At 61.5% G+C, this 26,992-nt stretch carries 24 protein-coding genes and 1 pseudogene; all 25 read left to right on the forward strand.

The features are described from left to right. Positions 1 to 84 (forward strand): annotated as a pseudogene (locus PBR20603_RS14180) (ABC transporter ATP-binding protein); the annotation flags it as partial. A 2,561-nt stretch (positions 85 to 2,645) separates the two neighbouring features. After that, positions 2,646 to 4,619: a tRNA uridine-5-carboxymethylaminomethyl(34) synthesis enzyme MnmG gene (gene mnmG, locus PBR20603_RS14185; protein ID WP_150560172.1), complete on the forward strand. Its 1,974-nt coding sequence runs from the start codon at positions 2,646 to 2,648 to the stop codon at positions 4,617 to 4,619. A gap of 12 nt (positions 4,620 to 4,631) precedes the next feature. Beyond that, positions 4,632 to 5,312 (forward strand): 16S rRNA (guanine(527)-N(7))-methyltransferase RsmG, encoded by a 681-nt coding sequence (gene rsmG, locus PBR20603_RS14190; RefSeq protein ID WP_150560173.1) that lies wholly within the window; start codon positions 4,632 to 4,634, stop codon positions 5,310 to 5,312. After that, positions 5,309 to 5,893, forward strand: coding sequence for a lipocalin family protein (locus PBR20603_RS14195; protein WP_150560174.1), 585 nt, complete (start codon positions 5,309 to 5,311; stop codon positions 5,891 to 5,893). The genes rsmG and PBR20603_RS14195 overlap by 4 nt, the downstream gene beginning before the upstream one ends. Before the next feature lie 204 nt (positions 5,894 to 6,097). After that, positions 6,098 to 6,868 (forward strand): ParA family protein, encoded by a 771-nt coding sequence (locus PBR20603_RS14200; RefSeq protein ID WP_010807767.1) that lies wholly within the window; start codon positions 6,098 to 6,100, stop codon positions 6,866 to 6,868. 27 nt (positions 6,869 to 6,895) lie between these two features. Continuing rightward, positions 6,896 to 7,795, forward strand: coding sequence for a ParB/RepB/Spo0J family partition protein (locus PBR20603_RS14205; RefSeq protein ID WP_150560175.1), 900 nt, complete (start codon positions 6,896 to 6,898; stop codon positions 7,793 to 7,795). A gap of 144 nt (positions 7,796 to 7,939) precedes the next feature. Continuing rightward, positions 7,940 to 9,046, forward strand: coding sequence for an SLC13 family permease (locus tag PBR20603_RS14210; protein WP_150560343.1), 1,107 nt, complete (start codon positions 7,940 to 7,942; stop codon positions 9,044 to 9,046). A 244-nt stretch (positions 9,047 to 9,290) separates the two neighbouring features. Further along, a complete protein-coding gene (locus PBR20603_RS14215) occupies positions 9,291 to 9,794 on the forward strand; it encodes an ATP synthase subunit I (RefSeq protein WP_150560344.1) in 504 nt (167 codons plus the stop codon). A gap of 70 nt (positions 9,795 to 9,864) precedes the next feature. Further along, positions 9,865 to 10,713 carry a F0F1 ATP synthase subunit A gene (gene atpB, locus PBR20603_RS14220; protein ID WP_150560176.1) on the forward strand — a complete coding sequence of 283 codons (849 nt, stop codon included), beginning with the start codon at positions 9,865 to 9,867 and terminating at the stop codon, positions 10,711 to 10,713. An 85-nt stretch (positions 10,714 to 10,798) separates the two neighbouring features. Beyond that, positions 10,799 to 11,065, forward strand: coding sequence for a F0F1 ATP synthase subunit C (gene atpE / locus PBR20603_RS14225; protein ID WP_010807762.1), 267 nt, complete (start codon positions 10,799 to 10,801; stop codon positions 11,063 to 11,065). Positions 11,066 to 11,190: 125 nt separating this feature from the next. Beyond that, positions 11,191 to 11,661, forward strand: coding sequence for a F0F1 ATP synthase subunit B (locus PBR20603_RS14230; RefSeq protein ID WP_042113619.1), 471 nt, complete (start codon positions 11,191 to 11,193; stop codon positions 11,659 to 11,661). 2 nt (positions 11,662 to 11,663) lie between these two features. Further along, a complete protein-coding gene (locus tag PBR20603_RS14235) occupies positions 11,664 to 12,194 on the forward strand; it encodes a F0F1 ATP synthase subunit delta (protein ID WP_150560177.1) in 531 nt (176 codons plus the stop codon). A 50-nt stretch (positions 12,195 to 12,244) separates the two neighbouring features. Continuing rightward, on the forward strand, positions 12,245 to 13,786 hold the full coding sequence (atpA, locus tag PBR20603_RS14240; RefSeq protein ID WP_150560178.1) for a F0F1 ATP synthase subunit alpha: 1,542 nt from the start codon (positions 12,245 to 12,247) through the stop codon (positions 13,784 to 13,786). An 88-nt stretch (positions 13,787 to 13,874) separates the two neighbouring features. Further along, on the forward strand, positions 13,875 to 14,762 hold the full coding sequence (gene atpG / locus PBR20603_RS14245) for a F0F1 ATP synthase subunit gamma (RefSeq protein WP_150560179.1): 888 nt from the start codon (positions 13,875 to 13,877) through the stop codon (positions 14,760 to 14,762). 61 nt (positions 14,763 to 14,823) lie between these two features. Then, positions 14,824 to 16,215 carry a F0F1 ATP synthase subunit beta gene (gene atpD, locus PBR20603_RS14250; protein WP_150560180.1) on the forward strand — a complete coding sequence of 464 codons (1,392 nt, stop codon included), beginning with the start codon at positions 14,824 to 14,826 and terminating at the stop codon, positions 16,213 to 16,215. 147 nt (positions 16,216 to 16,362) lie between these two features. Next, positions 16,363 to 16,779, forward strand: a complete 417-nt coding sequence (locus tag PBR20603_RS14255) for a F0F1 ATP synthase subunit epsilon (protein ID WP_150560181.1) — start codon at positions 16,363 to 16,365, stop codon at positions 16,777 to 16,779. Between the two features lie 377 nt (positions 16,780 to 17,156). Continuing rightward, on the forward strand, positions 17,157 to 18,875 hold the full coding sequence (locus tag PBR20603_RS14260; protein WP_150560182.1) for an AMP-binding protein: 1,719 nt from the start codon (positions 17,157 to 17,159) through the stop codon (positions 18,873 to 18,875). 131 nt (positions 18,876 to 19,006) lie between these two features. Next, positions 19,007 to 20,218, forward strand: coding sequence for a Bcr/CflA family multidrug efflux MFS transporter (locus PBR20603_RS14265; protein WP_150560183.1), 1,212 nt, complete (start codon positions 19,007 to 19,009; stop codon positions 20,216 to 20,218). 566 nt (positions 20,219 to 20,784) lie between these two features. Continuing rightward, positions 20,785 to 21,102 (forward strand): flagellar transcriptional regulator FlhD, encoded by a 318-nt coding sequence (flhD, locus tag PBR20603_RS14270; RefSeq protein WP_010807753.1) that lies wholly within the window; start codon positions 20,785 to 20,787, stop codon positions 21,100 to 21,102. Positions 21,103 to 21,177: 75 nt separating this feature from the next. After that, the gene (gene flhC / locus PBR20603_RS14275) at positions 21,178 to 21,774 is read left to right on the forward strand and encodes a flagellar transcriptional regulator FlhC (RefSeq protein ID WP_150560184.1); all 597 of its coding nucleotides are present in this window, start codon (positions 21,178 to 21,180) and stop codon (positions 21,772 to 21,774) included. A gap of 116 nt (positions 21,775 to 21,890) precedes the next feature. Further along, positions 21,891 to 22,751, forward strand: coding sequence for a flagellar motor stator protein MotA (gene motA / locus PBR20603_RS14280; protein ID WP_023598342.1), 861 nt, complete (start codon positions 21,891 to 21,893; stop codon positions 22,749 to 22,751). 12 nt (positions 22,752 to 22,763) lie between these two features. Beyond that, complete coding sequence (gene motB, locus PBR20603_RS14285; RefSeq protein WP_150560185.1) at positions 22,764 to 23,768, forward strand: flagellar motor protein MotB; 1,005 nt, start codon at positions 22,764 to 22,766, stop codon at positions 23,766 to 23,768. Positions 23,769 to 23,785: 17 nt separating this feature from the next. Continuing rightward, positions 23,786 to 24,169, forward strand: a complete 384-nt coding sequence (locus tag PBR20603_RS14290) for a response regulator (protein WP_150560186.1) — start codon at positions 23,786 to 23,788, stop codon at positions 24,167 to 24,169. Positions 24,170 to 24,211: 42 nt separating this feature from the next. Beyond that, on the forward strand, positions 24,212 to 26,413 hold the full coding sequence (gene cheA, locus PBR20603_RS14295; RefSeq protein ID WP_150560187.1) for a chemotaxis protein CheA: 2,202 nt from the start codon (positions 24,212 to 24,214) through the stop codon (positions 26,411 to 26,413). Positions 26,414 to 26,430: 17 nt separating this feature from the next. Continuing rightward, entirely contained in the window at positions 26,431 to 26,946 is a 516-nt protein-coding gene (locus PBR20603_RS14300) for a chemotaxis protein CheW (protein WP_010807747.1), read from the forward strand. Positions 26,947 to 26,992 lie beyond the last annotated feature (46 nt).

Consider the following 26,992-nt stretch of genomic DNA (forward strand, 5'->3'; position numbering starts at 1 on the left):
GCGCTGGAAGGCCCCGCGCAGGAGCTGGCGACCAATCCCAAGGTTATCGAGACGTATCTGGGGTTGGCGAAGAAGGCTGCCTGACACACGTTGCTTGTCAGCCCGTTGCGAAGGAAAGGCCCGCCAGTTTGGCGGGCTTTTTCTTTTGCGGGGGACGTGAATTGGCTCGTCAGAGGTTATCCGTCCCCATTTTCTTTGTTGGCAGGCGGTGTGTTATCCCCAGCATGGGCCAAGTCACTTATTCACAGTTGCTTGTGGATATTTGTGGATATCCGAAATCTATGGCGCACTGCCGCAATAAGGGGTTTCGCGATTTTCTGAAAAATCTCGCGGAAAAACGACCTGAGGTTATCCACAGAAAAGCAAATTCCCGAAAGCAGTTTGGTCCCTGCTGAACGAGTGTGTGGATAAGACGGCTTCTACGTGTTTGGTTTGCAGGCTTTTGGATTTTTCTCTCTGTTTCTCTTTCATGGGTTTCACGTGGAACATTGATGAGTGAGGTGGTGTTGAGACGCCACTTCCCGCGATTTCGGTGGCGTACCTTTGTCTGTCCGGGCGCCGCGTCAGCGCCCATTCTTCAAACGCCCGTGTCTTGTCCGAGTGTCTGTCCACAGATGCTCTTTGCTCGCCAGCAACTCCAGCAACGGCGATTCATTTCCGATGGTGAGGCAATCATTTGAACCCCGAGGGGCTGCTTGTGAAGCGGGTGGGGGGGCGACGTGGTGGACGAGTCCGAGTGCGGGGTGAAGGCGTCTCCGAGCAGGCACGAGCTGGCGCTAGTTTTGATTTCGTCGAAGGAGAGGAGGGAGCGCCAATTGATGAAGTGCGCATGTGCCGTTTCGCTGAAATCACTCCTCAAGATATTGGCGTATCACTCCCCCCATGTTTCACGTGAAACGCACATGTCGGTGGGCCGATGGCAATGCTCGCGCAATCTTCTATGGAGACGATCGATGTCCTGGTGGGGCGACCTGCTGGATCGGGCACAGCCAATCCATCGACGATCCTCGGTGTCCGGAGGCGTGACGCGCGGGGGCGATACCCGCGGGCGGTTGGACATCGCCGGTTCGGTGGCGTCGGGCTAAAAGGGGGAGCGCTTCCCTCGGCAACGTTTCACGTGAAACATACTGCGGGGGTCCGCAGCATTTGCGCTCCAGGCATTGGTTCGGGAAGTCGATGGCGCACCTACGGAGCGACTCTCGACGGAAGAGGGCTCGATAAGTCATTGGATTCTCTCCACCTTAGAGGAAGAGGGCGATATTCATGGGTATGGCCGGGCATGATCGGTTTGGCGTCATTGATCAAAACCTAGCCAGACGGCCAGGAGGTTTCACGTGAAACACACCCATGGGCATCTCTCGGTGCTCGTGCTCGAATGGCTCCGAGGCGATTGTCGGCTTGCATCATGGAGCGACTTGCAATTGGTGCGCGGTCGAGATCCCGGCATTGTGCACTGACGAAAGCGTGTGCGAGAGCGGGGGAGGCGTAGGGATGCCGGAGCGTTGCTGCTGGGTGCCAAAGCGCAGCCGCGGCCGGTCGACGCAAGCATCATCCTTCACCGATGTTTCACGTGAAACACGCTCGTCGCAGTTTCCGTTGATGGCCGGACGATAGCTCGGTGCAGATTGGCGATATACAGACGTAACGCGTTCCCAACCGAGCGCAGTTACCGGTGCTGGTGAGCTTTGCGGCCCGGAGCGAGCGTGCCACGTGGTGAGCGCCGGGCAACGTCGTTCCGCTGGCTTTGCTTCACGAGCATCTCTCGTTCCTCGCCAGTGTTTCACGTGAAACCTGAGCATCGTGCTCGCTCCTCGTTGCACCGAACAGCCGCCCGGCGGGAGATTGGCGAGGTGGTGGCGGAGCGGCTTTCGATAGAAGCGCAGTTAGGGTGTAGGTGATTTTCGCCGCCCCGAAGCGTGAGCGGGGCAGGGTGTCTGTGGATGCCGGGAGGTTTTCGAGACGGGTGTCAGTGGCCCGTTGCTGTTGAGTCAAAGCCATCCCTCATCCTTCTTCAACGTTTCACGTGAAACATCCCCCGTCGAGCGCGTTTTTGATTGGGCCTGGACAAATAGTCCGACGGCGATTGTCCGTGACCTGATGGCGCGACTTACAAAGGGCGCGAGGCCAGAGTGCCGTGTTCGTTGACGTTCGGGGGGTGAGCGCGGGATTCGGGCATCCGGGCACTCGGGGTTCTGGCTATCCGGCGCCGACGATCCGGCCATCATTGGCTCAAAACAGGGTCGATCCAATCCCGGGCGTTCCACGTGAAACACGGTGCCCGACGCCCTTTTTGGCGCTGCCTGAGCGAACGGATCATGGAGAGACTGCCGGTCCCTCGATGGAGCGACTTTACCGTCGCGTGCCGTCGCGTGCCGTCGTGGCATCGACGGCTCCCGCCTTCCCGGGAAGGGGCGCCGAGGACATCCGTCTAATATGTGTGCATTCGGCACCATCGACCGACGCTGCCAAAGGCCGAACGCCCGCTCGGTGCTCGCGATGTTTCACGTGAAACCGTCCCCAAATCCGTCGTTTTCCACTCACGTTCCACGTGAAACACTCGGGCAGTTACAAATGATGCACCGCAATACCGCTATAATTCCGCAATTACCGAATATAGAGAGTTTGCCGCGCGCGGCAAAATTGCGATGCTTTATCCAACCGAGTTCGACGTGATCGTGGTGGGTGGCGGCCATGCCGGCACCGAGGCTGCGCTCGCCTCGGCCCGCATGGGCTGTAAAACACTTCTGCTCACCCACAACATCGAGACGCTCGGTCAGATGAGCTGCAATCCCTCCATTGGCGGGATCGGCAAAGGCCATCTCGTCAAAGAGGTCGATGCGCTGGGCGGCGCCATGGCTGCTGCAACGGATGAGGGCGGCATTCAGTTTCGTATTCTGAATTCGTCCAAAGGGCCGGCCGTGCGTGCCACCCGCGCCCAAGCTGACCGGATTCTCTACAAGCAGGCCATTCGTCAGCGTCTGGAGAATCAACCTAATCTCTGGCTTTTCCAACAAGCCGTTGAAGACCTCATCGTCGACGGTGAGCGCGTCGTTGGCGCCGTGACCCAAGTGGGACTGCGCTTCCGTGCTCGTGCCGTCGTGCTGACCGCCGGGACTTTCCTCGACGGCAAGATCCACGTGGGCTTGAATAACTACGTGGGCGGTCGCGCCGGAGACCCGGCTGCGGTCAGCCTGTCGGCGCGCCTCAAAGAGTTGAAGTTGCCGCAAGGGCGGTTGAAGACAGGTACACCACCGCGTATCGATGGTCGCTCCGTCGACTTCTCCGTCCTTGAGGAGCAGCCCGGCGATCTCGATCCGGTGCCCGTGTTCTCGTTTCTCGGCCGCCCGGAACAACATCCGCGCCAAGTGCCGTGCTGGGTGACGCATACCAACGAGCGGACCCACGATATCATCCGGGCCGGACTCGACCGGTCGCCGATGTACACGGGCGTCATTGAAGGGGTCGGCCCGCGCTATTGCCCGTCGATCGAGGACAAGATTCATCGTTTTGCCGATAAGACGTCGCACCAGATCTATCTCGAGCCCGAAGGGCTGACGACCAACGAGTTCTATCCGAACGGCATCTCGACCAGCCTGCCTTTCGATGTGCAGCTTGAACTTGTCCGCTCGATGAAAGGCATGGAGAACGCCTACATTCTGCGCCCGGGCTATGCCATCGAATACGACTACTTCGACCCGCGCGGACTGCGCAGCTCGCTCGAAACGCGTGTGATTTCGGGCCTCTTCTTCGCCGGCCAGATCAATGGCACGACCGGCTACGAAGAAGCTGCCGCGCAAGGGCTGCTCGCCGGTATCAATGCCGCACTGCAAGTGCAGGGGCGCGATGCCTGGTGCCCGCGACGCGACCAAGCCTACCTCGGTGTGCTGGTTGACGACTTGATTACGCGTGGCGTGTCGGAGCCGTACCGCATGTTCACCAGCCGTGCAGAGTATCGCTTGTCGCTGCGGGAGGACAATGCCGACATGCGTCTGACGGAAGTCGGCCGCGAACTCGGGGTGGTCGACGACGTTCGTTGGGAAGCGTTCTGCCGCAAACGTGACGCTGTTTCACGTGAAACAGAACGTCTCAAATCGACGTGGGTGAATCCGAAGACCTTCCCGGCAGAAGATGCCGTGCCATTGCTCGGTAAGGCTATCGATCACGAGTATTCGCTGGCCGATCTGCTGCGTCGCCCGGAAGTCGGGTATGACGCGCTGATGGCAGTGCAGGGCGGTCGTCTCGCGCCCGAAGGGCCATTGGCCGACGATCCGCTGCAAGCCAACCAGATTCGCGAACAGATCGAGATCGCGGTGAAGTATCAGGGCTATATCGACCGTCAGGCGGATGAGATCGTGCGCAAGGAAGCCAACGAGAACACCGTGCTGCCCGCCACCATCGACTACAACGAGGTCCGGGGCCTGTCGATCGAAGTGCGCCAGAAGCTCAATGCGCAGCGGCCCGAGACGCTGGGGCAGGCATCACGCATCTCCGGCGTGACGCCTGCGGCAATCTCGTTGCTGATGATCCATCTCAAGAAAGGACTCGGACGCCGCCGCGCGTCGGAGGACACGACTGCCGACGCCGCCACCGCCGATGACGGCGGTCAGCACGCCGCCTGACGCGGAGACTTCATGACTGATCCGCGAAAGGCTGCCGCCAGCGGCGGCAATGACCTGGCTATGCTGTTAGCCGATGGCATACGGCAACTGGGCTTGTCCATTAGCGACGAGCAACAGGCGCGTCTGCTCGATTTTCAGGCATTGTTGGCGAAATGGAATGCCTCGCTCCAGATGACCTCGATCCGAGATCCGCGGCAGATGGTCATCAAGCACCTGCTCGATTCCCTCTCGATTCTGCCGCGCCTGGATCGTGAGCCAATTTCACGTGTGCTTGATGTGGGCTCAGGTGGCGGGCTGCCCGGTGTCGTGCTCGCGATGGTGCGTCCCGACTGGCAGGTGACGGTAAACGACATCGTCCACAAGAAGACCGCGTTCCTCACCCAGGCGCGCGCAACGTTCAAGCTGACCAACCTGACGGTCGTGACCGGCCGGGTCGAGTCGCTCGTCGTCGGCAAGGAAGTCCCGGCACCATTCGACGCTATCGTCTCGCGTGCCTTCGCCGAACTGTCTGATTTCGTCACGCTCGCTCGAGATTTGCTCGCACCCGGCGGTAGTTTCTGGGCCATGAAGGGTGTGGCGGCCGAGAGCGAACTGGCGTTGCCGGCCGGCTGTGAGCTGGTCGAACGCTTGCCGCTGAACGTACCGTTTCTTGACGCCGAGCGTCATTTGCTTCGCGTAAAGGTGACGGCATGAACAAACTGACCCGTTGGATCGGGACGGCCATGGTAGGCCTGTCGGTGGTCGCCGCCGTTGCCTGGGCGCAGTCCGGCCAGGAATCTCTGACGACGCGTGTGCGTCCGGTGCAGAAGATCGATAAGGCGCGCTACGTTGGCACCTGGTACGAAATAGCACGCTATCCGAATTTCTTCGAGAGAAAATGTGTGTCGGATGTGACCGCGGAATACGTGGCGCGAGAGGACGGCCGGATCGAAGTCACGAACAAGTGTCGCAAGGATGACGGCACCTGGGCCAGTGACACCGGTCAGGCGCGCACCGACGGGCAGGGCACCGGTACGGCACGCTTCAAAGTCACCTTCGCACCTGACTGGTTGCGCTGGATTCCCTGGCTTTGGGCGAACTACTGGGTTATCGTGCTCGACGGCGACTACCAGTTTGCCGCTGTCGGAGAGCCGAGTCGCGAGTATCTCTGGATTCTCTCGCGCACGCCGACACTCGACGAAAATGCACTGAATCAAATGCGTGCCCAGTTGCGCAAGCAGGGCTACGACACCGACAAACTGGTGCTGACGCCCCAAAAGGCGAGCGCCCCTTGAGCACAACGCGCCGGCGCCTCTGACGCCGGCCGGCAAGCGCAATAACTGAGCTTTGCTCAGAAAATCGAATTTGCGGGAAGTATCGGTTTGCGGGCGGCATGCTGGCAGTGGCTGGCAGTACGACGAGTTCGCATTTCCGGTGCTATCCCGGCATCATCTGCATCAATCGCATCAACACGGCAGCATTCGGAGGACTACATCGGCATGGCGAAAATTTTCTGCGTGGCCAATCAGAAGGGCGGCGTCGGCAAGACGACCACCACGGTGAACCTCGCTGCCGGATTGGCGTCGCACGGGCAGCGGGTCTTGTTGGTCGACCTCGATCCTCAGGGTAATGCGACGATGGGCAGCGGCATCGACAAGGCCGCACTCGAGTCGAGCGTGTACGAAGTGCTGGTCGATGGTGCCGATGTCACGACGAGCTGCCAGCGATCGGAATCCGGCAGTTACGATGTGCTGCCCGCCAACCGTGAATTGGCGGGGGCTGACGTGGAACTTGTTTCGCTCGAGAATCGCGACACGCGACTGAAGCAGGCGCTCGCCAAAGTCGACGACGCTTACGATTTCGTCCTCATCGATTGCCCGCCGACCCTCTCGCTGCTCACGCTCAACGGGCTGTGCGCGGCACACGGCGTGATTATCCCGATGCAGTGCGAATATTTCGCGCTGGAAGGGCTGTCGGATCTCGTCAACACGATCAAGCAGGTACACGCGAATCTGAATCGCGACCTGAAGGTGATCGGGCTGCTGCGTGTGATGTTCGATCCGCGTATCACGCTGCAGCAACAAGTCTCGGAGCAGCTCAAGGAGCACTTCGGGGACAAGGTTTTCAACGCGATCATTCCGCGCAATGTGCGACTCGCCGAAGCGCCGAGCTACGGCATGCCGGGCGTCGTTTTCGATCCCGCGTCGCGCGGTGCGAAGGCGTATCTGCAGTTCGGCGCGGAAATGATCGCGCGCATTCAAACTATGTAAGGCGCAATCGCGCAGGAACGCATTGTCATGGCGACCAAGACCAACGCACTGAAAAAAAAGGGCCTGGGCCGCGGCCTCGAAGCGCTGCTCGGCGCGCATGCCGATAACCACAATGGCGCGACCGAGGCGGGTGCCGACGGTGCGCCGTCGGTCATGTCTCTCGAGCGCCTTCAGGCCGGTAAGTATCAACCGCGCACGCGCATGGATGAAGGCGCATTGCAGGAACTCGCGGCGAGTATTCGCGCGCAGGGCCTGATGCAGCCGATTCTGGTGCGTCGTGTCGATGGTGAGAAGTACGAAATTATTGCGGGCGAGCGACGCTTCCGCGCCGCGCGCATCGCCGGGCTGGCCGAAGTGCCGGTGCTCGTGCGAGACGTGCCCGATGAAGCTGCCGCGGCGATGGCGCTCATCGAGAACATTCAGCGCGAAGACCTGAATCCGCTCGAAGAAGCGCAGGGCATTCAACGTCTGCTCGGCGAATTCAATTACACGCACGAACAGGCTGCGGAGTCGCTCGGCCGCTCGCGTAGCGCGGTGTCGAACCTGCTGCGTCTGCTCAATCTCGCGCAACCGGTGCAGACAATGCTGCTCGCGGGCGATCTCGACATGGGGCACGCCCGTGCGCTGCTCGCCGTCGACGCCGCGACGCAGATCACGCTCGCCAATCAAGTGGTGAACAAGCGTCTATCGGTGCGCGATACAGAGCGGATCGTCAACGCATCGCTGAAACCGCAGGGTGACGGCATTCGTCGCCGCTCGGCGGAAGAGGGCGGTCGCGATGTGACACGTCTCGAAGAAGAGCTATCGGATCTGCTCGCATCGAACGTCAAGATCAAGGTCGGCCGTAAAGGCGCCGGACAACTCACGATCGACTTCGGCAGCCTCGATGCGCTCGACGGCATTCTCGCGCGCATTCGCGCCGAGTAAGTTCGGCCTACTGAGCGACCATCCGTGAACGAACCCGCCGGTGAGCCGGTAGGACAGACGAAGCCGGCCGCGTCACAGACGCCGAGCGGCTCCCCTGCGCCGGTGTCGTCGCGGGGTTGCGCGACCACGCGAGCCTCGCCTGTCTTGCGTGCGATTTTCGCGCGTGTGCGAAGCGATCGCGTGCTGCTGATTCTGCTCGCCGCGTTCGTGATTCTGCAGGTCGTTAGCCCGGCGAGCCTTGGCGTGCTGTTCGCGCGTATCGATCAACACACGATCCTCACACTCGCAGGGTTGTTGATGCTCACGCGTGCGATCGATCAGAGCGGGTTTCTCGATTGGCTGGCTCAGCGGTTGCTGCGAGCGTTTCGCACGGAGCGGCGTCTTGCGTTGTTGATGGTGACGTTCGCCGCCGCGCTGTCTACGCTACTCACCAACGACGTTGCGCTCTTTGCCGTCGTGCCGCTCGCGCAGTCGCTTGCCCGGATCGCCCCCGTGAGGATCGAGCGACTGATCATCTTCCTCGCGCTCGCGGTCAATGCCGGCTCGAGCCTCACCCCTCTCGGCAATCCGCAAAACCTCTTTCTCTGGCAACAAAGCGGCATGAGCTTCGGCGCTTTCGTCGTCATGATGACGCCGATCACGCTCGCCCTGATGGCCGTGCTGCTCGTGATGTGTGCAGCCGCGTTCGATTCGCGTGTGCTGCATTTTCAGCGACGCGGCCCGTCGCACGACGTGCGCTGGACGTTGCTGTGCATCGCCCTGGTGCTGTTCGTCGCCTTCGTCGTACTCGCGGACCATGGGTATGCCGCGTGGGCCTGCGCGGGCGTTGCAGCGGTGCTGCTGGTGGCACGTCGTAACACGGTGTTCGGCATCGACTGGCTGCTGCTGGCGATTTTCGTGCTGATGTTCATCGTGCTGCGGGGCGTGGCCGGTCTGCCGGACGTGCGCGCCACCCTGGGCCATGTGGATTTCTCAGGGGCAGGGATGGCCTATGCGGGGGCGGCAGTGCTGTCGCAATTCATCAGCAATGTGCCCGCTGCGATTCTGCTCGCGGAGTACAGCCACAACTGGCCGGCGCTCGCCCATGGCGCGGCCGTCGGCGGCTTCGGCCTGGCGATCGGTTCGTTAGCCAACCTGATCGCATTGCGCATGGCGAAATCGACAAAGATCTGGTGGCACTTCCACTGGGTTTCCGTCCCGTTTTACGTGGTAGCACTTTTCCTTGGGTTTATTGCCCTGAAATGGGTATGATCACGCACCGAACCCCGTCGAGGTGCAGCGATTACGCAGCGTTCGCCGGGAATGCCGCGCTGCACCATGAGCAAAATCGCGCTCCTTGAGAGTTGGCGCCAAATCGAAGCATGCACTGCACAATTTCGGCGAATTTGTTGCGCGTTTCGATTGACTGGGGTTCGTAATGTCCCGTAAAATCTCGCGGATTTATCTGCTTGAAGAGCCCATTCGTTTTGCACGAGTCGGGCGGGGAGGCAACGAGATGACCGAAGAAAAACGGTCGAACTTGGAACCGAAACCGCAAGCGCCGGCACGTGCAACATCAGAGGTTTGGGACGACGAGCAGGAGCAAGAAACCATCGTTCCGCTCACGCGTGCGCAGGCCGAGCGCCTGTTCGGTCCCGATGTGGGGCGCGCATCCCGTGTGACTCCATTCAGGGTGGTGGGAGCCCAGGTACTTCTGTCGCTGGTGGCGACACTGGCCTGGTGGTTGCTCTCGACATCGCCACGAGATGCGGCGGTGTCCGCATGGCTGGGTGGAATGATCGGTTGGATACCGGGCGCATTGTTTGCGCTGCGGTTAAGGATGTCAGGTGATCGCCTCTCCGTCGGTTCGCTGGTGATGGGGGAAGCGGTCAAGGTAGTGACGACGATTGCGTTGTTGGTGGCGGTAGCGTTCGGCTATCCCGGAATTCACTGGGTAGCGTTCCTCGTCACCTTCGTGCTGACGCTGAAAGCCTATTGGCTGGCGATGGTACTGAAGTAGCGGCGAGAATGCCGCTCACGCGTCGACACGCTACCGTGTGCGGATTTTCATAATTGGGTGTTTGATCGCTATGTCAGTAGAAGCCGGCCACGCTCCGAACCCGTCGGAGTATATTTCGCACCACCTGCAAAACCTCGCGAGTTCGACGCAGACCAAGATCGTCGATTTCTCGATCATCAACTGGGACACGATGTTCTGGTCGATCGCGATGGGCGTTCTCGGCTGCTTCGTGCTGTGGATGGCTGCACGTAAAGCCACCTCGGGCGTTCCGGGCCGTTTCCAGGCTGCCGTGGAAATGCTCGTCGAGATGGTGGAAGACCAATCGAAGAGCATCGTGCACGGCAACCGTGCCTTTATCGCTCCCCTCGCGTTGACCGTGTTTGTCTGGGTCGCGCTCATGAACTCGCTGGACTTGCTGCCGGTCGATCTGCCGTCGAAGGTGATCGAGTGGGTTGGTCTGGGTTCGATCATCACGCACCACCGCATTGTGCCGACCGCTGATCTGAACGGCACGCTCGGTATCGCCGTTGGCGTGCTCATCCTGATGCTGTACTACAGCTTCAAGATCAAGGGCGCAGGCGGCTTCATGCACGAACTGTTCACCGCACCGTTCGGTAACCACTTCCTGCTGTGGATTCCGAACCTGCTGCTCAACCTCATCGAATTCTGTGCCAAGACCGTGTCGCTCGGTATGCGACTGTTCGGCAATATGTACGCCGGCGAACTGGTGTTCCTGCTGATCGCTCTGCTGGGCGGTATCTGGAGCTTTGGCGCAGATGCGTCGGTGCTGGGTTTTGTCGGCCACGTCATTGCCGGCACCGCATGGGCGATTTTCCACATCCTGATCGTGTTGCTCCAGGCGTTCATCATGATGATGCTCACGCTGGTGTATATCGGCCAGGCGCACGACCATCACTGATCGGTCGCTGCGAGTAGTCAAGGGTTTCCCGGTTTTTCAGTTTTTCAAATTTAAAGTTTCAAGTCTCTAACCAAAAGGAGTAATCATGCAAGCTTTCATCGCCAACATCCAGGGTCTGACCGCCATCGGTATCGGCATCATCATCGGTCTGGGTGCTATCGGCGCCTGTCTGGGTATCGCGCTGATGGGCGGTAAGTACATCGAAGCGTGCGCCCGTCAGCCCGAGCTGATGAACCCGCTGCAAACGAAGATGTTCCTGCTGGCCGGCCTGATCGACGCTGCATTCCTGATCGGCGTGGGCGTTGCCATGCTGTTCGCGTTCGCGAACCCGCTGCTGTCGAAGCTCGCTTAAGTTTCTTTCGGCCGGTCGCGCACTGATCCGCGCGGCCAACTGGACATGAACGGCGCGCCCAAGCCAGCAGGCACAATGGGGCGCGCTGTTTTGCCAATCGACTCGCATCACCGAAAGGAAACACCGTGAACATAAACGCAACTCTGTTCGCGCAAACCGTCGTGTTTCTGATCCTGGCATGGTTCACGATGAAGTTCGTGTGGCCGCCGCTGATCAAGGCTATCGACGAACGCGCGAAGAAAATCGCTGACGGTCTGGCTGCTGCCGATAAGGGCAAGGCTGAACTCGATGCCGCCAACAAGCGCTCCACGCAAGCCCTCGCGGAAGCCCGCGACGAAGGCGCGAAGCGTATTGCCGACGCCGAGAAGCGCGCACTGGCCGTGGCCGACGAGATCAAGGCCCAGGCGCAAGCCGAAGCCGCCCGTATCATCGCCAACGCCAAAGCCGAAGCCGAGAACCAGGCCGTCAAGGTCCGTGAATCGCTGCGCGAAGAAGTTGCCGGTCTGGCAGTCAAGGGCGCCGAGCAGATTCTGAAGCGTGAAGTTGACGCCAAGGCCCACGCCGACCTGCTGAACCAACTCAAGGCAGAGCTCTGATCATGGCCGAACTCGCAACCATCGCTCGTCCGTATGCCGAGGCGTTGTTCCGCGTGGCCAAGTCCGGCGACCTGAATCGCTGGTCGGAGCTGGTGCGCGAACTGGCGCAAGTGGCAGCGCTGCCCGAAGTGGCCAACCTGGCCGACGATCCGAAAGTCACGCCGGCGCAAGTCGTCGACGTGCTGACCGCAGCCGTGAAATCGACCGACGCCGAAGTGCGCAACTTCGTCGCCGCTGTGGTCGAAAACGGCCGTCTGGCCGCGATGCCGGAAATCGCCGAACAGTTCGAAGTGTTGAAGAACACGGCCGCCGGTTCGGCGGATGCCACGATCGAAAGCGCCTTCCCGCTCGAAGGTGAGCAACTGACCTCGCTGGTCAAGGGCCTCGAGCACAAGTTCGGCTGCAAGCTCAACCCGAGCGTGACGGTAGATCCGTCGCTCATCGGTGGCGTGCGTGTGGTGGTTGGCGACGAGGTGCTGGACACTTCGGTGCGCGCCCGCCTGGCGGCTATGCGAACGTCGCTGACGGCCTGAGCCCGGCGCGATACGCCTGCGACGGCAAGAATTGAATATCAGGAGCACATATGCAACTCAATCCCTCTGAAATCAGCGAACTGATCAAGAGCCGGATTCAAGGTCTCGAGAGCGGCGCCGAAGTCCGTAACGAAGGCACCGTGATTTCGGTGACCGACGGTATCTGCCGTATCCATGGCCTGTCGGACGTGATGCAGGGCGAAATGCTGGAATTCCCGGGCAATACGTTCGGTCTGGCATTGAACCTCGAGCGCGACTCCGTCGGCGCCGTGATTCTGGGCGAGTACGAGCACATCTCGGAAGGCGACACCGTCAAGTGCACGGGCCGCATTCTGGAAGTGCCGGTCGGTCCGGAACTGAAAGGCCGCGTCGTTGACGCGCTGGGCGTGCCGATCGACGGCAAGGGCCCGATCAACGCCAAGCAAACCGACGCCATCGAAAAGATCGCCCCGGGCGTGATTTGGCGTAAGTCGGTGTCGCAGCCGCTGCAAACCGGCACGAAGGCTATCGACGCCATGGTGCCGATCGGCCGTGGCCAGCGTGAGCTGATCATTGGTGACCGTCAGACGGGTAAGACCGCTGTGGCCATCGACACGATCATCTCGCAGAAGGGCAAGGGCGTGACCTGCGTCTACGTCGCGATTGGTCAGAAGGCCTCGTCGATCATGAACGTGGTGCGCAAGCTCGAAGAGCACGGCGCGATGGAATACACGATCATCGTGGCGGCAACGGCTTCGGATTCGGCGGCCATGCAGTTCATCGCACCGTACGCCGGCTGCACGATGGGCGAATTCTTCCGCGACCGCGGCGAAGACGCGCTGATCATTTATGACGATTTGACCAAGCAGGCCTGGGCCTACCGTCAGATCTCGCTGCTGCTGCGCCGCCCGCCGGGCCGTGAAGCTTACCCGGGTGACGTGTTCTATCTGCACTCGCGTCTGCTCGAGCGTGCCGCTCGCGTCTCGGAAGAGTACGTCGAGAAGTTCACCAACGGCGCCGTGAAGGGCCAGAGCGGTTCGTTGACCGCACTGCCGATCATCGAAACGCAAGCCGGTGACGTGACGGCGTTCGTTCCGACGAACGTGATCTCGATTACCGACGGCCAGATCTTCCTGGAAACCGATCTGTTCAACGCAGGCATCCGTCCGGCAATCAACGCCGGTATCTCGGTGTCGCGCGTTGGCGGTGCAGCGCAGACCAAGGTCATCAAGAAGCTGTCGGGCGGTATCCGTACCGACCTCGCACAGTATCGTGAGCTGGCTGCGTTCGCGCAGTTCGCCTCGGACCTGGACGAAGCCACCCGCAAGCAGCTCGAGCGCGGCCGCCGCGTGACGGAACTGCTCAAGCAGCCGCAGTATCAGCCGCTGCAAGTGTGGGAACTGGCCGTGTCGCTGTTCGCCGCCAACAACGGCTATCTGGATGACCTCGACATCGCTCAGGTGCTGCCGTTCGAAAAGGGTCTGCGCGAAGTTCTGAAGACCAGCCACGGTGCGCTCATCGGCCGTATCGAAGAGACCAAAGATCTCTCGAAGGACGACGAAGCCGCCCTGCACGCTGCGATCAAGGACTTCAAGAAGACCGGCGCTTACTAATCCGGTTGAATCGGTAACTATTCAACGGACCCGGGAAGGCGCGATGTTCAGGCAACAGCGGGCGTCGCGCCGAGACAAGGAGTAAGCAATGGCTGGAATGAAGGAAATTCGCGGCAAGATCAAGAGCGTGCAAAACACGCGCAAGATCACCAAGGCCATGGAAATGGTGGCCGCGTCGAAGATGCGCCGCGCGCAGGAACGCATGCGTCATGCCCGGCCGTACGCTGACAAGGTGCGCCAGATCGCCGCGCATATGGGCCAGGCGAATCCGGAATACCACCACCCGTTCATGGTGAAGCATGCCGACGCGAAAGCCGCCGGCATCATCGTGGTGACGACGGACAAGGGCCTGTGCGGCGGCTTGAACACCAACGTGCTGCGTGCCGTGGTGACCAAGATGAAGGCCATCGAAGCGCAAGGTCTGAAGATCGAAGCGACCGCCATCGGCGGCAAGGGCTTCGGTTTCCTGAACCGTATCGGCGCGAAGGTGGTTTCGCATGTCGTGCAGCTCGGCGACACCCCGCATCTGGACAAGCTGATCGGCGCGGTGAAGTTGCAGCTCGACGCGTACGCCGAAGGCAAGCTCGACGCCGTGTACCTGGCCTACAACCGCTTCGTCAACACGATGAAGCAGGAAGCTGTGGTCGAACAACTGCTGCCGCTGCCCGAGAAGCTCGAGGGCGAGTCGGAAGACGCGAGCGCAGTGCCGGCACAGCATTCGTGGGACTACATCTACGAACCGGATGCGAAGACGGTCGTCGATGCCCTGCTGGTGCGTTACGTCGAAGCTGTCGTGTATCAGGCAGTCGCAGAGAACATGGCGTCGGAACAGTCCGCCCGTATGGTGGCCATGAAGGCCGCGTCGGACAACGCGAAGACCGTGATCGGTGAATTGCAGATGGTCTACAACAAGGGCCGTCAAGCAGCGATTACGAAGGAACTGTCCGAAATCGTGGGTGGCGCCGCCGCTGTGTAAGCGGTGGCACGGGCCGATGCGCCGTAAGGCGAAATGAATTTGAGTATCTAAAGGAAAAGCGATGAGTACTGCTTTGATTGAAGGCAAGATCGTACAGTGCATCGGCGCCGTGATCGACGTGGAGTTCCCGCGCGAGAGCATGCCGAAGATCTACGACGCGCTCATTATGGATGGTTCGGAACTGACGCTCGAAGTCCAGCAACAGCTGGGTGACGGCGTGGTTCGTACCATCTGTCTGGGTTCCTCCGAAGGCCTGCGCCGCGGTATGACGGTGAAAAACACCGGTCTGCCGATCACGGTGCCGGTCGGCAAGCCGACGCTGGGTCGCATCATGGACGTGCTTGGCCGTCCGATCGACGAAGCCGGTCCGATCGCACAGGATCACACCCGTTCGATTCACCAGAAGGCTCCGGCATTCGACGAGCTGTCGCCGTCGACGGAACTGCTCGAAACCGGCATCAAGGTTATCGATCTGATCTGCCCGTTCGCCAAGGGCGGCAAGGTGGGTCTGTTCGGTGGCGCCGGTGTGGGCAAGACCGTGAACATGATGGAACTCATCAATAACATCGCCAAGGAACACGGCGGTTATTCGGTGTTTGCCGGTGTGGGCGAGCGTACCCGTGAAGGGAACGACTTCTACCACGAAATGAAGGACTCGAACGTTCTGGACAAGGTCGCGCTGGTGTACGGCCAGATGAACGAGCCGCCGGGCAACCGTCTGCGCGTCGCGCTGACCGGTCTGACGATGGCAGAGCACTTCCGTGACGAAGGTCGCGACGTGCTGTTCTTCGTGGACAACATCTACCGTTTCACGCTGGCCGGTACCGAAGTGTCGGCACTGCTTGGCCGTATGCCGTCGGCCGTGGGCTATCAGCCGACGCTGGCTGAAGAAATGGGTAAGCTGCAAGAGCGTATTACGTCGACCAAGACCGGCTCGATCACGTCGGTGCAAGCCGTGTACGTGCCTGCCGATGACTTGACCGATCCGTCGCCGGCAACCACCTTCGGTCACTTGGACGCCACCGTCGTTCTGTCGCGTGACATCGCCTCGCTGGGTATCTACCCGGCCGTCGATCCGCTCGACTCGACTTCGCGTCAGATCGACCCGAACGTGATCGGCGAAGAGCACTACTCGGTGACCCGTCGCGTGCAATCGACGCTGCAGCGTTACAAGGAACTGCGCGACATTATCGCGATTCTGGGTATGGACGAACTGTCGCCGGACGACAAGCTCGCCGTGGCCCGTGCGCGTAAGATCCAGCGTTTCCTGTCGCAGCCGTTCCACGTGGCTGAAGTGTTCACGGGTTCGCCGGGCAAGTATGTGCCGCTCAAGGAAACGATCCGCGGCTTCAAGATGATCGTCGACGGTGAGTGTGACCACCTGCCGGAACAGGCGTTCTACATGGTTGGCACGATCGACGAAGCGTTCGAAAAAGCCAAGAAGATGCAGTAAACGGTTGAGTGCCGGGCGACGGCGGGGTCTCGCGAGAGACGCCACCGCACGCCGGCAGGTGACTGTTGCGGGGCGGGGTAGCGAAGCGAGGACAGCCATGTCCGGACTGGCGCGCCTGCCGCTTCATCACACTCAACGGGAGCGATTATGGCAACCATTCACGTAGACGTCGTCAGCGCGGAAGAGCAGATCTTCTCCGGTCAGGCGCGCTTTGTGGCGCTGCCCGGCGAAGCCGGCGAGCTGGGCATTCTGCCTGGCCACACGCCGCTGATCACGCGCATCAAGCCGGGCGCAGTGCGTATCGAGGACGAAGCAGGTAACGAGGACTTCGTCTTTGTGGCCGGCGGCATTCTCGAAGTGCAACCGGGCACGGTCACCGTGCTCGCCGACACCGCGATTCGCGGCAAGGATCTGGACGAGGCGAAGGCTGCCGAAGCCAAGCGCCGTGCAGAAGAAGCGCTGTCGAACAAGGATTCGAACATCGAGTACGCGACAGCCCAGGCCGAACTGGCCGAAGCCATCGCCCAACTCGCTGCGATCCAGAAGTTCCGCAAGGTGAAGTAAATCGGCAGGGCGGGTTGCGACGGCGTTTTCGCCGGCGCAGCATGTCGTGCCAGCCGTCGCGCATGGGTGTCCGTCATCGTGACGGACATCACCGCGTTGCGGTAGAAAGCCCCATGCATGCAAGTGCGTGGGGCTTTTGTTTTGTCTGGTGAAGCCGGCATCGAATGTCGCAGATGCCCATGTCACGCCCGACTCAGGGCGATCCCCACTCGTTGCGTGACTCAAATTACGTTAACGTAAACGTCAATCCAGCGTGACGCGCTATTGTTATAAAGAAGAGCCCGCCGTCGGTCGATGCTTCGACAGAGGAGCTGTTCACTCGCTAGTGCCACGCGACAGCATTTCGCCACTTCAGCATTGCTTCAGGAGACAAAAGCATGGAAAGCCGGGAAGGTGCGGGCGTTGTACCTCGTAATGGGCTGTCGTATGTGAAGGGTGATACCACCGTACCGCTTTCGACGTTGACAGTGTTCGGTTTGCTCGCCGAGACGGCGGCGAAGTTTCCGGAGCGGCAGGCCGTGGTGTTTCGCGAGCAGGGCGTGGACTGGACGTGGCGCGAGTTCATTGCGCATGTGGACACCTTTGCCGCGGGGCTGATTTCGTTGGGTCTGACGAAGGGCGACCGTGTGGGCATCTGGTCACCGAACCGCGTCGAGTGGCTGGTGACGCAGTTCGCGACCGCGCGCGCCGGTCTGATTCTCGTGAACATCAATCCGGCGTACCGGCTCGCCGAACTCGAATACGCGATCAACAAGGTCGGTTGCAAGGCGCTCGTCGCCGCAGAGTCTTTCAAGACGTCGCGCTACCTCGACATGCTGAACGTGCTCGCGCCCGAGCTGGACATGTGCGCCCCCGGTCAACTGAAGTCGGAGAAGTTGCCATCATTGCGCACGGTGATTCGCATGGGCTCGGGTACCACGCCCGGCATGATGAATTACAGCGACGTGGTGACGCTCGGCGCCGATGCCGATCTCGCCAAGCTGCGCGAGATCTCTGGCGGGCTCGATTGCTTCGACCCCATCAACATCCAGTTCACGAGCGGCACGACCGGCAATCCGAAGGGCGCCACGCTCACGCACCACAACATCGTCAACAACGGCCGCTACATTGCCATGGCGATGCGCTTCTCGGAGCACGACAGCCTGTGTATTCCCGTGCCGTTCTATCACTGCTTCGGCATGGTGCTGGCGGTGCTTGCCTGCGTGTCGACGGGCGCGACGATGGTGTTCCCGGGTGAGGCGTTCGATCCAAAGGCCACCATGGCCGCGGTCTCGGAGGAAAGATGTACGGCGCTGCACGGCGTGCCGACAATGTTCATTGCCCAACTCGATCACCCGGCGTTCGGCAACTACCACTTCGATTCTCTGCGCACGGGCATCATGGCGGGTTCGCCGTGCCCCATCGAGACGATGAAGCGCGTGATCAACGAAATGCACATGAGCGAAGTGACGATCGCCTACGGCATGACCGAGACGAGTCCGGTGTCGTTCCAGACCACGACCACCGATCCGCTCGAGAAGCGCGTGACAACCGTGGGGCGCGTGCAGCCGCACCTCGAAGTGAAGCTCGTCGACGCGGCTGGCGAGATCGTGCCGGTGGGTGAGAAGGGTGAGCTTTGCACGAAGGGCTACTCGGTGATGCAGGGCTATTGGGACGACGAACCCCGCACGCGCGAAGCGATCCGCGACGGCTGGATGCACACCGGCGACCTCGCCACGCTCGACGAAGACGGTTACTGCAATATCGTCGGCCGGGTGAAAGACATGCTCATTCGCGGCGGCGAGAACATCTACCCTCGCGAGATCGAGGAGTTCCTGTTCCGTCACCCGAAGGTGCAGGCCGTGCAGGTCTTCGGCGTGCCGGACGCGAAGTACGGCGAGGAGGTCTGTGCCTGGATCATTCTCAAGCCGGGCCAGAGCGCGACGGAAGATGACATCCGCGACTTCTGCAAGGATCAGATCGCGCACTACAAGATTCCGCGCTACATCCGTTTCGTCGACGAGATGCCGATGACGATCACGGGCAAGGTGCAGAAATTCGTCATGCGTGAACGGATGGTCGAAACGCTGGGATTGTCGGAAGCGAAGACGGCCTGACGGTGGCCCGGCCGGCACAACTGGCCTAACACCGCAGCGTGGGCCCGCCCCTGGTGGCGGGCATCTGCTTATTTTTTGAGCGCATCCGGAGGCAATGCCGTATCATTCGGGATTACCCTAGGTTCCGCGCCATGCCTGCCCATACTTTCCGCACTGTCTTCGTTCTTGGCATTCTGTCGGCCATCGGCTCGCTGTCGATCGACATGTACCTGCCTGCGCTGCCGAGCATCGCGCGCGAGCTGAACACGACGGACGCGGCCGTGCAATTCTCGCTGGCATCGTTCTTCATCGGCCTGGGCCTTGGCCAGTTGTTGCATGGCCCGCTGGCCGACCGCTACGGCCGCAAGCGCCCGCTGTACGCCGGGCTCGCGCTCTACACGCTCGCGTCGGCCGGCTGCGCGCTGGCGAGCCATATCGAGACGCTGATCATCTGCCGCTTCATTCAGGCGGTGGGCGGATGCGCTTGCTTTGTGATCGCGCGCGCGATGGCGCGGGATCTGTTCGACACGAACACCGTGGCGCGCGTGCTCTCGCGCATGACGCTCATCATGGGCGCCGCACCGATTCTCGCGCCGCTCATTGGCGGGCAAGTGCTGACGTTTGTCGGCTGGCGCTGGATCTTCTGGGGCCTGACGGCGTTCGGTGCGATGTGCTTCGCGATGTCCGTCTACTGGCTGCCGGAGACGCGTGCGGCCGCGAAGCAGGCCCGCCACTGGCTCGCCACGGCGTGGCACAACTACGGCGCGCTCTTGCGCGATCGCGAGTTCATGGGCAACGCCCTCGCGGGCGGCGTCTCGCAGGCCGGCATGTTTGCCTACATCACCGGCTCGCCCTTCGTGTTCATCAATCTTTACGGTGTCGACCCGGCGCATTACGGCTGGCTATTCGGGCTGAACGCGTGCGGCATCATTGGCGGTTCGCAAATCAATGCCCACCTGCTGCGCAAACACCGTCCGGCCGATGTGTTGCGCCGTACCAACAATCTGGTCGCCATTCTCGGATTATTGATGCTCGCCGTGGCGGCGCTGCAACTGGGTGGCCTGATCGGATTGATGGTGCCGCTCTTCGCATATGTCACGAGTCTGGGTTTCTCCCAGCCGAATGCCGTGGCGGAAGCCTTGAACCGGCAGCACCAACGAGCCGGCGCCGCATCGGCACTGCTTGGCGCACTGCAATTCCTCGCCGCAGCGAGTGCCGGTGCAGCCATCGGGCTGATGCATGCCCGCTCGGCGGTGCCGATGGCGGCCGTCATGGCCCTATGCGGCACGCTGTCGTGGTGTTTCCACACGGTGTTGATTCGCCGCGCGAGACCGGCGGCACCGCCCGCCGCCGGGGCAGCCTGACGCTATCGAACGCCCCGTCGAAGCGCAGACACAGGAACGCCCGGCGTCACTGGGCGTCAGCAATCTGCAACACGGCGAACGTGCGGTAAGGAAAGGTAAGGCGGCAAATCGCCATCGCGCGACATGTTTCGGGAACCCGCACCCGAGCTTTCCTTCCAAACCTGAAATTCGGTGCGCGGCACTACACCTGTAACAGTTTGTAATTGGTCTGTTCCGGCATTCGTACGATTGGCAAAGTACGATCCAGCGCCCCTTGCAAGGCTCCCCTGAAATTTTTTGCAAGGATCGCTAAAGTTCGGCAAAACCCAGCCGAAATACAGTCAAGCAGTAAAGCGCAGCTTCGTGACATTTTCATGAAGTTGTCAGCTGTCAGCCATCGATCGCTTCTCCAGCGCATCGTCGGGGCCGTTTGCGCCCTCGTGTAGGAAAAATTCCTACAAAAAACTTCCGCTTTTCTCGCCATCCCACGTAGTTTTTCTCCGATTTCTTTATCTTTCGCCCTTGTCCACAATGCGGGGGAATAGACAGTATTACCGCAAGATTCATCCATTGCGCCGGGGGGCCGCATGCGAAACAGCGAAACACTGAATGAGATTCGTGAATTGAATCTCTCCTACCTAGTCCTGGCCCAGCGCCTGATCCGCGAGGATCGTGCAGCGGCAATGTTCCGCCTGGGGATCAGCGACCAGCTTGCCGACGTGCTCGGCAGTCTCACACTGGCTCAACTCGTCAAGTTTGCGGGGTCGAACCAGTTGCTGTGCCGATTTCGATTCGACGACCACGTGATCCTCTCGACGCTGACGCATGGAGCGAAAGACGTGGGTATGCAGCAGTCACACGCATCGATTCTGTTGGCGGGGCAACCCGTCGAGCAGATCGGCTGAGCTTACGACACACGCGACACGCGCTGCGCCGTCCTGAGGGGCGGCGTTTCGCGTGAATTGCCAGGAAGCCTGTATATGCGTACCAAAAGCGTCGTTCTCGAGGCCCGTGAGATTCAACTGGCCATCGAACTGATCGAACTCGGCGCCCGCCTCCAATTGCTGGAAGCGGAAACGAGCCTGAGTCGCGACCGGCTCATCAAACTCTACAAAGAGCTCAAGGGGGCTTCGCCGCCCAAGGGCATGCTGCCGTTCTCGACCGACTGGTTCGTGACGTGGCTGCCGAACATTCACTCGTCGCTCTTTCACAATATCTATCGTCATCTGGTTCAGTACGGCGGATGCCAGGGCATCGAAGCCATCGTCAAGGCTTATCGCCTTTACCTGGAGCATGTGGAACTGCATGGCTGGGAAGCGGTGCTCGGGTTTACGCGGGCGTGGACGCTCGTTCGCTTCTTCGACAGCAAGATGCTGCAGATGACGCCTTGCACGCGATGCGGCGGCCATTTCGTCACGCATGCTCACGAGCCGCATGGCCAGTACGTTTGCGGGCTGTGCCAACCGCCGTCGCGCGCCGGCAAGACCCGGAAAGCGAAACACGCGCATGCCGCCGATCTGGCGCCGGCCGTGGCGTCGCCCGCACCTGGCACGGATATTTCCCCGCTGGCCGCCTGATCAAGCCCACTTCACGAGGTTCCACCCCCTACAGTTTCCCTGCGTGTCTGCCGTTAAGCCCTCTGAACAGGAAGGACATTTTTCCGTAGACGTATTTTTGCGAGAGGTATCCGGCAGTGCTTGTCGTCATTGGTTACATCATCGTTCTGGCATCTGTCTTTGGCGGCTTCGTCATTGGCGGGGGCCACTTGGGCGCGCTGTTTCAGCCGACCGAGCTGCTGATCATCGGTGGCGCGGGCGTCGGCTCGTTCGTGGTGGGCAACAACAGCAAGGCGATCAAGGCGACGATGAAAGCGCTGCCGATGCTGTTCAAGGGCTCGAAATACACCAAAGAGCTGTACATGGAGCTGATGGCGCTCCTGTACGTGCTGCTTGCGAAGGCTCGCAAGGACGGCATGCTCGCCATCGAAGGGGATGTGGAAGACCCGGCATCGAGCCCGGTGTTCTCGCAGTACCCGCGTATTCTCGGCGAGCCGCGCATCATGGAATTCCTCACCGACTATCTGCGCCTGATGGTCAGCGGCAACATGAACGCGTTCGAGATCGAGAACCTGATGGATCACGAAATCGAAACGTACCGTCATGAGGGCGAAGTCCCGGCGCACTGCCTGCAGAAGACGGGCGACGCCATGCCCGCGTTCGGTATCGTGGCTGCCGTGATGGGCGTGGTGCACACAATGGCATCGGCCGACCAGCCGCCTGCCGTGCTGGGGGCGCTGATCGCGCAGGCACTCGTGGGCACGTTCCTCGGTATTTTGCTGGCCTACGGTTTCATTTCGCCGCTGGCGCAACTCATCGAGCACCGCATCAACGAGTCGGTCAAGCTCTACGAGTGCATCAAGGTCACGCTGCTCGCGAGCCTGAACGGTTATGCACCGGCGCTTTCGGTCGAGTTTGGCCGCAAGGTCCTTTATTCCACTGTACGTCCGTCGTTCGCCGAGCTCGAAGAGCACGTGCGACAGGTCAAGGCACGTTGACGGGCGCAAGCAATGAGCGAGAAAGAAGAGCGGCCCATCATCGTCAAGCGCCGCGCACGCGGCGCACACGGCCACCATGGCGGTGCATGGAAGATTGCCTACGCCGACTTCATGACGGCCATGATGGCGTTCTTCCTGCTGATGTGGCTGCTCAGCTCCGTGACCAGCAAGGAATTGACGGGCATCGCCGAGTATTTCCGCACGCCGCTCAAGGTCGCGCTCACGGGCGGACGTAACGCGGCGGACAACAGCGGCGTGATTCCCGGCGGCGGCACCGACACGACGCGCACCGACGGCCAGAAGTCGCGTGGCGATCAGGTCAGGTCGCGTCAGGCGACGACGACCGAACTGGCCGAGCGTGCCGATGCGCAGCGTTTGCGCGAACTCAAGGCGCGCATCGAGAAGGCCATCGAAAATAACCCGACGCTCAAACAGTTTCGCAACCAGTTGCTCATCGATGTGACGACCGAGGGTCTGCGCATCCAGATCGTCGACGACCAGAACCGTCCGATGTTCGCCAACGCGAGCGCACAGGTGCAGCCGTACATGCGCGACATCCTGCGAGAGATCGGCAAGTCGCTCAATGACGTGCCGAACCGCATCAGCCTGTCGGGCCATACCGATGCCACGGCGTACGCGCAGGGCGACAAGAGCTATAGCAACTGGGAGTTGTCCGCCGATCGCGCGAACGCCTCGCGCCGCGAACTGATTGCGGGCGGGCTCGATGGCGACAAAGTGCTGCGTGTGGTGGGTCTGGCGTCCACCGTGCCGCTCGATCGCGACAACGCGTACAACCCGATCAACCGCCGCATCAGCATCATCGTGCTCAATCGCCGCGCCGAGCAGTCGTTCAAGCACGAGGGCGACCAGCCGACAATCGACGCCGCAAACGCACGCGGCGCAGGAACCGACGCGGTGAACGCGGCCATCAACGGCGGATTGCCTGCCGTGCCGGGTGTGCCTACGCCGCCCGCACCGCCCACGGCACCGGCGGTGCCGGGTGCCGCGGCGCGATAACTGACAAGAGGAGACGCATGCACGCCCTTCGTAACACGATTCTCGCCGTCGACGATTCCGCGTCGATGCGCCAGATCCTGGCGGCGACGCTCGACGAAGCCGGCTATGCCGTGACGACTGCCCGCGACGGGCAGGAAGCACTGGCGCTGGCGTCGAACGCGACCTTCGATCTGGTGCTGACCGACCAGCACATGCCCGGCATGGATGGCCTGTCGCTCATTCGCGCGCTGCGCGAACTCGACACGTTTGCCCAGACCCCCATTCTGGTGCTGACGACGGAAGTGGATGGCGCGTACAAGACGGCGGCCCGCGAAGCGGGCGCCAGCGGCTGGCTGATCAAGCCGGTCGACCCCGAGGCATTGGTCGACGTGGTGGGCTCGCTCGTCGGCGAAGGCGCATGACGATAGCGTCGATGGCACAACCAAGTTAGGACGAGGAAATCGGTGGATATCACCCAGTTCTACCAGACCTTTTTCGACGAAGCGGAAGAGTTGCTCGCAGAGATGGAGCACCTCCTGCTTGCGCTCGATATCAATGCACCGGACAACGAGCAGCTCAACGCGATTTTCCGGGCAGCGCATTCGATCAAGGGCGGCGCCGCTACATTCGGCTTCACCGCGCTCACCGAGACCACTCACCTGCTGGAAAACCTGCTGGACCGTGCGCGTCGCGGCGAATTGCAGTTGCGCACCGAGATGGTCGACACCTTCCTGGAAACCAAAGACGTGCTGCATCAACAGTTGAATGCCTACCGCGCCTCCAGTGAACCCGATGTTGAGGCGATGAAGCGCATCTGCGCGATTCTTCAGCAATTGGCTGCCGAAGAAGGTGGCGCCCCGGCATCTGCCGCGCCGGTCTCGCCGGCTGCGGCGGCACCTGCGCCGGCGGCACCGGCCGCGCCCGTGGCAGCCGGCGAAGTCGCTGCCACCGACGCCAGCGGGGCCCCGACGAGCCCCGTGCCGCCGGGCCAGACGCGTCTGAAGGTTACGCTCACGGGCGTGGGCGAAAAGGATCAGACGTTGCTCGCCGAAGAACTGGGCAACCTTGGTCAGGTGGCGGGCCGTCACTCGAGCGGCGACGTGTTGCACCTGTGGCTCGATACCACGTGCGGCGCCGACGACATTCTCGCCGTGTGCTGCTTCGTGATCGAGCCGTCGCAGATCGACGTGCAAGACGCGTCGGCCGCTGCTGCCCCTGCCGCTCCTTCTGCGCCTGCCGCTGCGGCGCAGGCGCCCGTGGCGGCGCCGGTCCAGACGGCCGAAATCTTTGCGCAAGCGTCGGCTGCCCCAGCACCGATCGAAGTGCCTGCCGCGCCGGCGCCCGTTGCCCCGCCGCCTGCGGCCGAGCCCATCGTGGTGCCTGCCGCGCCGGTGGCTCAGGCGGGCGCGGGTGGCAATGGCGCGCATCAGCCGCCGGAGAAGCGCGCGGCTGCCGCGTCGGCTGGCGCTGCTGCCGGACACGAGAACAGCTCGATTCGCGTGGGCGTGGAGAAGGTCGACCAGCTCATCAACCTCGTGGGCGAACTGGTGATCACGCAGGCCATGCTGGCGCAAACGGCGAGCAGCCTCGACCCGATGCTTCACGACCGCCTCTTCAATGGCATGGGCCAGCTTGAGCGCAACGCGCGCGATCTGCAAGAAGCGGTGATGTCCATCCGCATGATGCCGATGGACTACGTGTTCTCGCGCTTCCCGCGTCTGGTGCGCGATCTCGCGGGCAAGCTGGGCAAGCAAATCGAACTCGTCACGTTCGGTCAGGCGACCGAACTCGACAAGAGCCTGATCGAGCGCATCATCGATCCGCTCACACACCTTGTGCGCAACAGTCTGGACCACGGTATCGAAACGTCGGAGGCGCGTCTGGCCTCGGGCAAAGACCCGGTCGGCCAGTTGGTGCTCTCCGCCGCGCATCAGGGCGGCAACATCGTGATCGAAGTGAGCGACGACGGTGCGGGCCTGCGTCGCGAAAAGATTCTCGCCAAGGCGCAGCAGCAAGGCATGAACGTCTCCGATTCGATGACGGACGAGGAAGTCTGGCAACTGATCTTCGCGCCGGGTTTCTCCACGGCCGAAGCGGTCACCGACGTGTCGGGCCGCGGTGTGGGCATGGACGTCGTCAAGCGAAACATCCAGCAGATGGGCGGCCACGTCGAGATTCTGTCCTCGCGCGGCAAGGGCACCACGATCCGCATCGTGTTGCCGCTTACGCTGGCGATTCTCGACGGTATGTCCGTCAAGGTCGGCCCCGAGATCTTCATCCTGCCGCTGAACTTCGTGATGGAGTCGCTGCAACCGCGTCGCGACGACATTCGCGCCGTGACCGGCGAAGGTCAGGTCGTGCTGGTGCGCGGCGAGTATCTGCCGCTCGTCGAGCTCTACCGCGCGTTCGATGTGCCGGAAGCGCGCCTCGACCCCACGCAGGGCATCATCGTGATCCTTCAGGCCGAAGGCCGCCGCTTCGCGTTGCTGGTGGACGAACTGGTCGGTCAGCAGCAGGTCGTGGTGAAGAATCTCGAAACCAATTACCGCCGTATTCACGGTATTTCCGCCGCCACCATCATGGGTGACGGCAGCGTGGCTTTGATCGTCGACGTGGCGGCGCTTCAGCGCGGCCAGCGCTCGGCGGTAGCCACCATCTTCAACTGAAGTCGGAGACGCGTTAGATGGACAACCTTTCGCAAGAGCATGCCGTGTCGCGCCAGGGCGGCGCCATGCAGACCGATGGCGACGGTCAGGAATTTCTGGTCTTCACGCTCGGTGAAGAGGAATACGGTATCGACATCCTGAAGGTGCAGGAGATTCGCGGCTACGACGCGGTCACGCGCATCGCCAATGCGCCGGACTTCATCAAGGGCGTGATCAATCTGCGCGGCATCATCGTGCCGATCGTGGACATGCGCATCAAGTTCCGGCTGGGGCGCGTCGAGTACGACACGCAGACGGTCGTGATCATTCTGAACGTGGCGGGCCGCGTGGTCGGCATGGTGGTCGACGGCGTGTCGGACGTGCTCACGCTCGCGCGCGGCGAAATCAAGCCGGCGCCCGAGTTCGGCGCACAACTGGCGACCGAGTACATCACGGGTCTGGGCACGGTCGAAGGCCGCATGCTGATCCTGATGGACATCGAAAAGCTGATGACCAGCGACGATATGGCGCTCATCGAGCGGCTGGCGAGCTAAGCCCCGGTAGCCGGCGCGCAAAGCAAGACACATAGCACGGACGTGA

It is taken from the genome of Pandoraea bronchicola (assembly GCF_902459805.1).
In the GTDB taxonomy this organism is placed as follows: domain Bacteria; phylum Pseudomonadota; class Gammaproteobacteria; order Burkholderiales; family Burkholderiaceae; genus Pandoraea; species Pandoraea bronchicola.

Excerpts from the sequence above, each read along its gene's own strand:
- rsmG (WP_150560173.1), top strand. The coding sequence starts at position 4,632 with ATGACTGATCCGCGAAAGGCTGCCGCCAGCGGCGGCAATGACCTGGCT.
- atpG (WP_150560179.1), top strand. The coding sequence starts at position 13,875 with ATGGCTGGAATGAAGGAAATTCGCGGCAAGATCAAGAGCGTGCAAAAC.
- PBR20603_RS14215 (WP_150560344.1), top strand. The coding sequence starts at position 9,291 with ATGACCGAAGAAAAACGGTCGAACTTGGAACCGAAACCGCAAGCGCCG.
- atpD (WP_150560180.1), top strand. The coding sequence starts at position 14,824 with ATGAGTACTGCTTTGATTGAAGGCAAGATCGTACAGTGCATCGGCGCC.
- atpA (WP_150560178.1), top strand. The coding sequence starts at position 12,245 with ATGCAACTCAATCCCTCTGAAATCAGCGAACTGATCAAGAGCCGGATT.
- PBR20603_RS14300 (WP_010807747.1), top strand. The coding sequence starts at position 26,431 with ATGGACAACCTTTCGCAAGAGCATGCCGTGTCGCGCCAGGGCGGCGCC.
- mnmG (WP_150560172.1), top strand. The coding sequence starts at position 2,646 with ATGCTTTATCCAACCGAGTTCGACGTGATCGTGGTGGGTGGCGGCCAT.
- PBR20603_RS14255 (WP_150560181.1), top strand. The coding sequence starts at position 16,363 with ATGGCAACCATTCACGTAGACGTCGTCAGCGCGGAAGAGCAGATCTTC.
- PBR20603_RS14235 (WP_150560177.1), top strand. The coding sequence starts at position 11,664 with ATGGCCGAACTCGCAACCATCGCTCGTCCGTATGCCGAGGCGTTGTTC.
- flhC (WP_150560184.1), top strand. The coding sequence starts at position 21,178 with ATGCGTACCAAAAGCGTCGTTCTCGAGGCCCGTGAGATTCAACTGGCC.
- flhD (WP_010807753.1), top strand. The coding sequence starts at position 20,785 with ATGCGAAACAGCGAAACACTGAATGAGATTCGTGAATTGAATCTCTCC.
- atpB (WP_150560176.1), top strand. The coding sequence starts at position 9,865 with ATGTCAGTAGAAGCCGGCCACGCTCCGAACCCGTCGGAGTATATTTCG.
- PBR20603_RS14195 (WP_150560174.1), top strand. The coding sequence starts at position 5,309 with ATGAACAAACTGACCCGTTGGATCGGGACGGCCATGGTAGGCCTGTCG.
- PBR20603_RS14290 (WP_150560186.1), top strand. The coding sequence starts at position 23,786 with ATGCACGCCCTTCGTAACACGATTCTCGCCGTCGACGATTCCGCGTCG.
- PBR20603_RS14265 (WP_150560183.1), top strand. The coding sequence starts at position 19,007 with ATGCCTGCCCATACTTTCCGCACTGTCTTCGTTCTTGGCATTCTGTCG.
- PBR20603_RS14260 (WP_150560182.1), top strand. The coding sequence starts at position 17,157 with ATGGAAAGCCGGGAAGGTGCGGGCGTTGTACCTCGTAATGGGCTGTCG.
- motB (WP_150560185.1), top strand. The coding sequence starts at position 22,764 with ATGAGCGAGAAAGAAGAGCGGCCCATCATCGTCAAGCGCCGCGCACGC.
- atpE (WP_010807762.1), top strand. The coding sequence starts at position 10,799 with ATGCAAGCTTTCATCGCCAACATCCAGGGTCTGACCGCCATCGGTATC.
- PBR20603_RS14205 (WP_150560175.1), top strand. The coding sequence starts at position 6,896 with ATGGCGACCAAGACCAACGCACTGAAAAAAAAGGGCCTGGGCCGCGGC.
- PBR20603_RS14200 (WP_010807767.1), top strand. The coding sequence starts at position 6,098 with ATGGCGAAAATTTTCTGCGTGGCCAATCAGAAGGGCGGCGTCGGCAAG.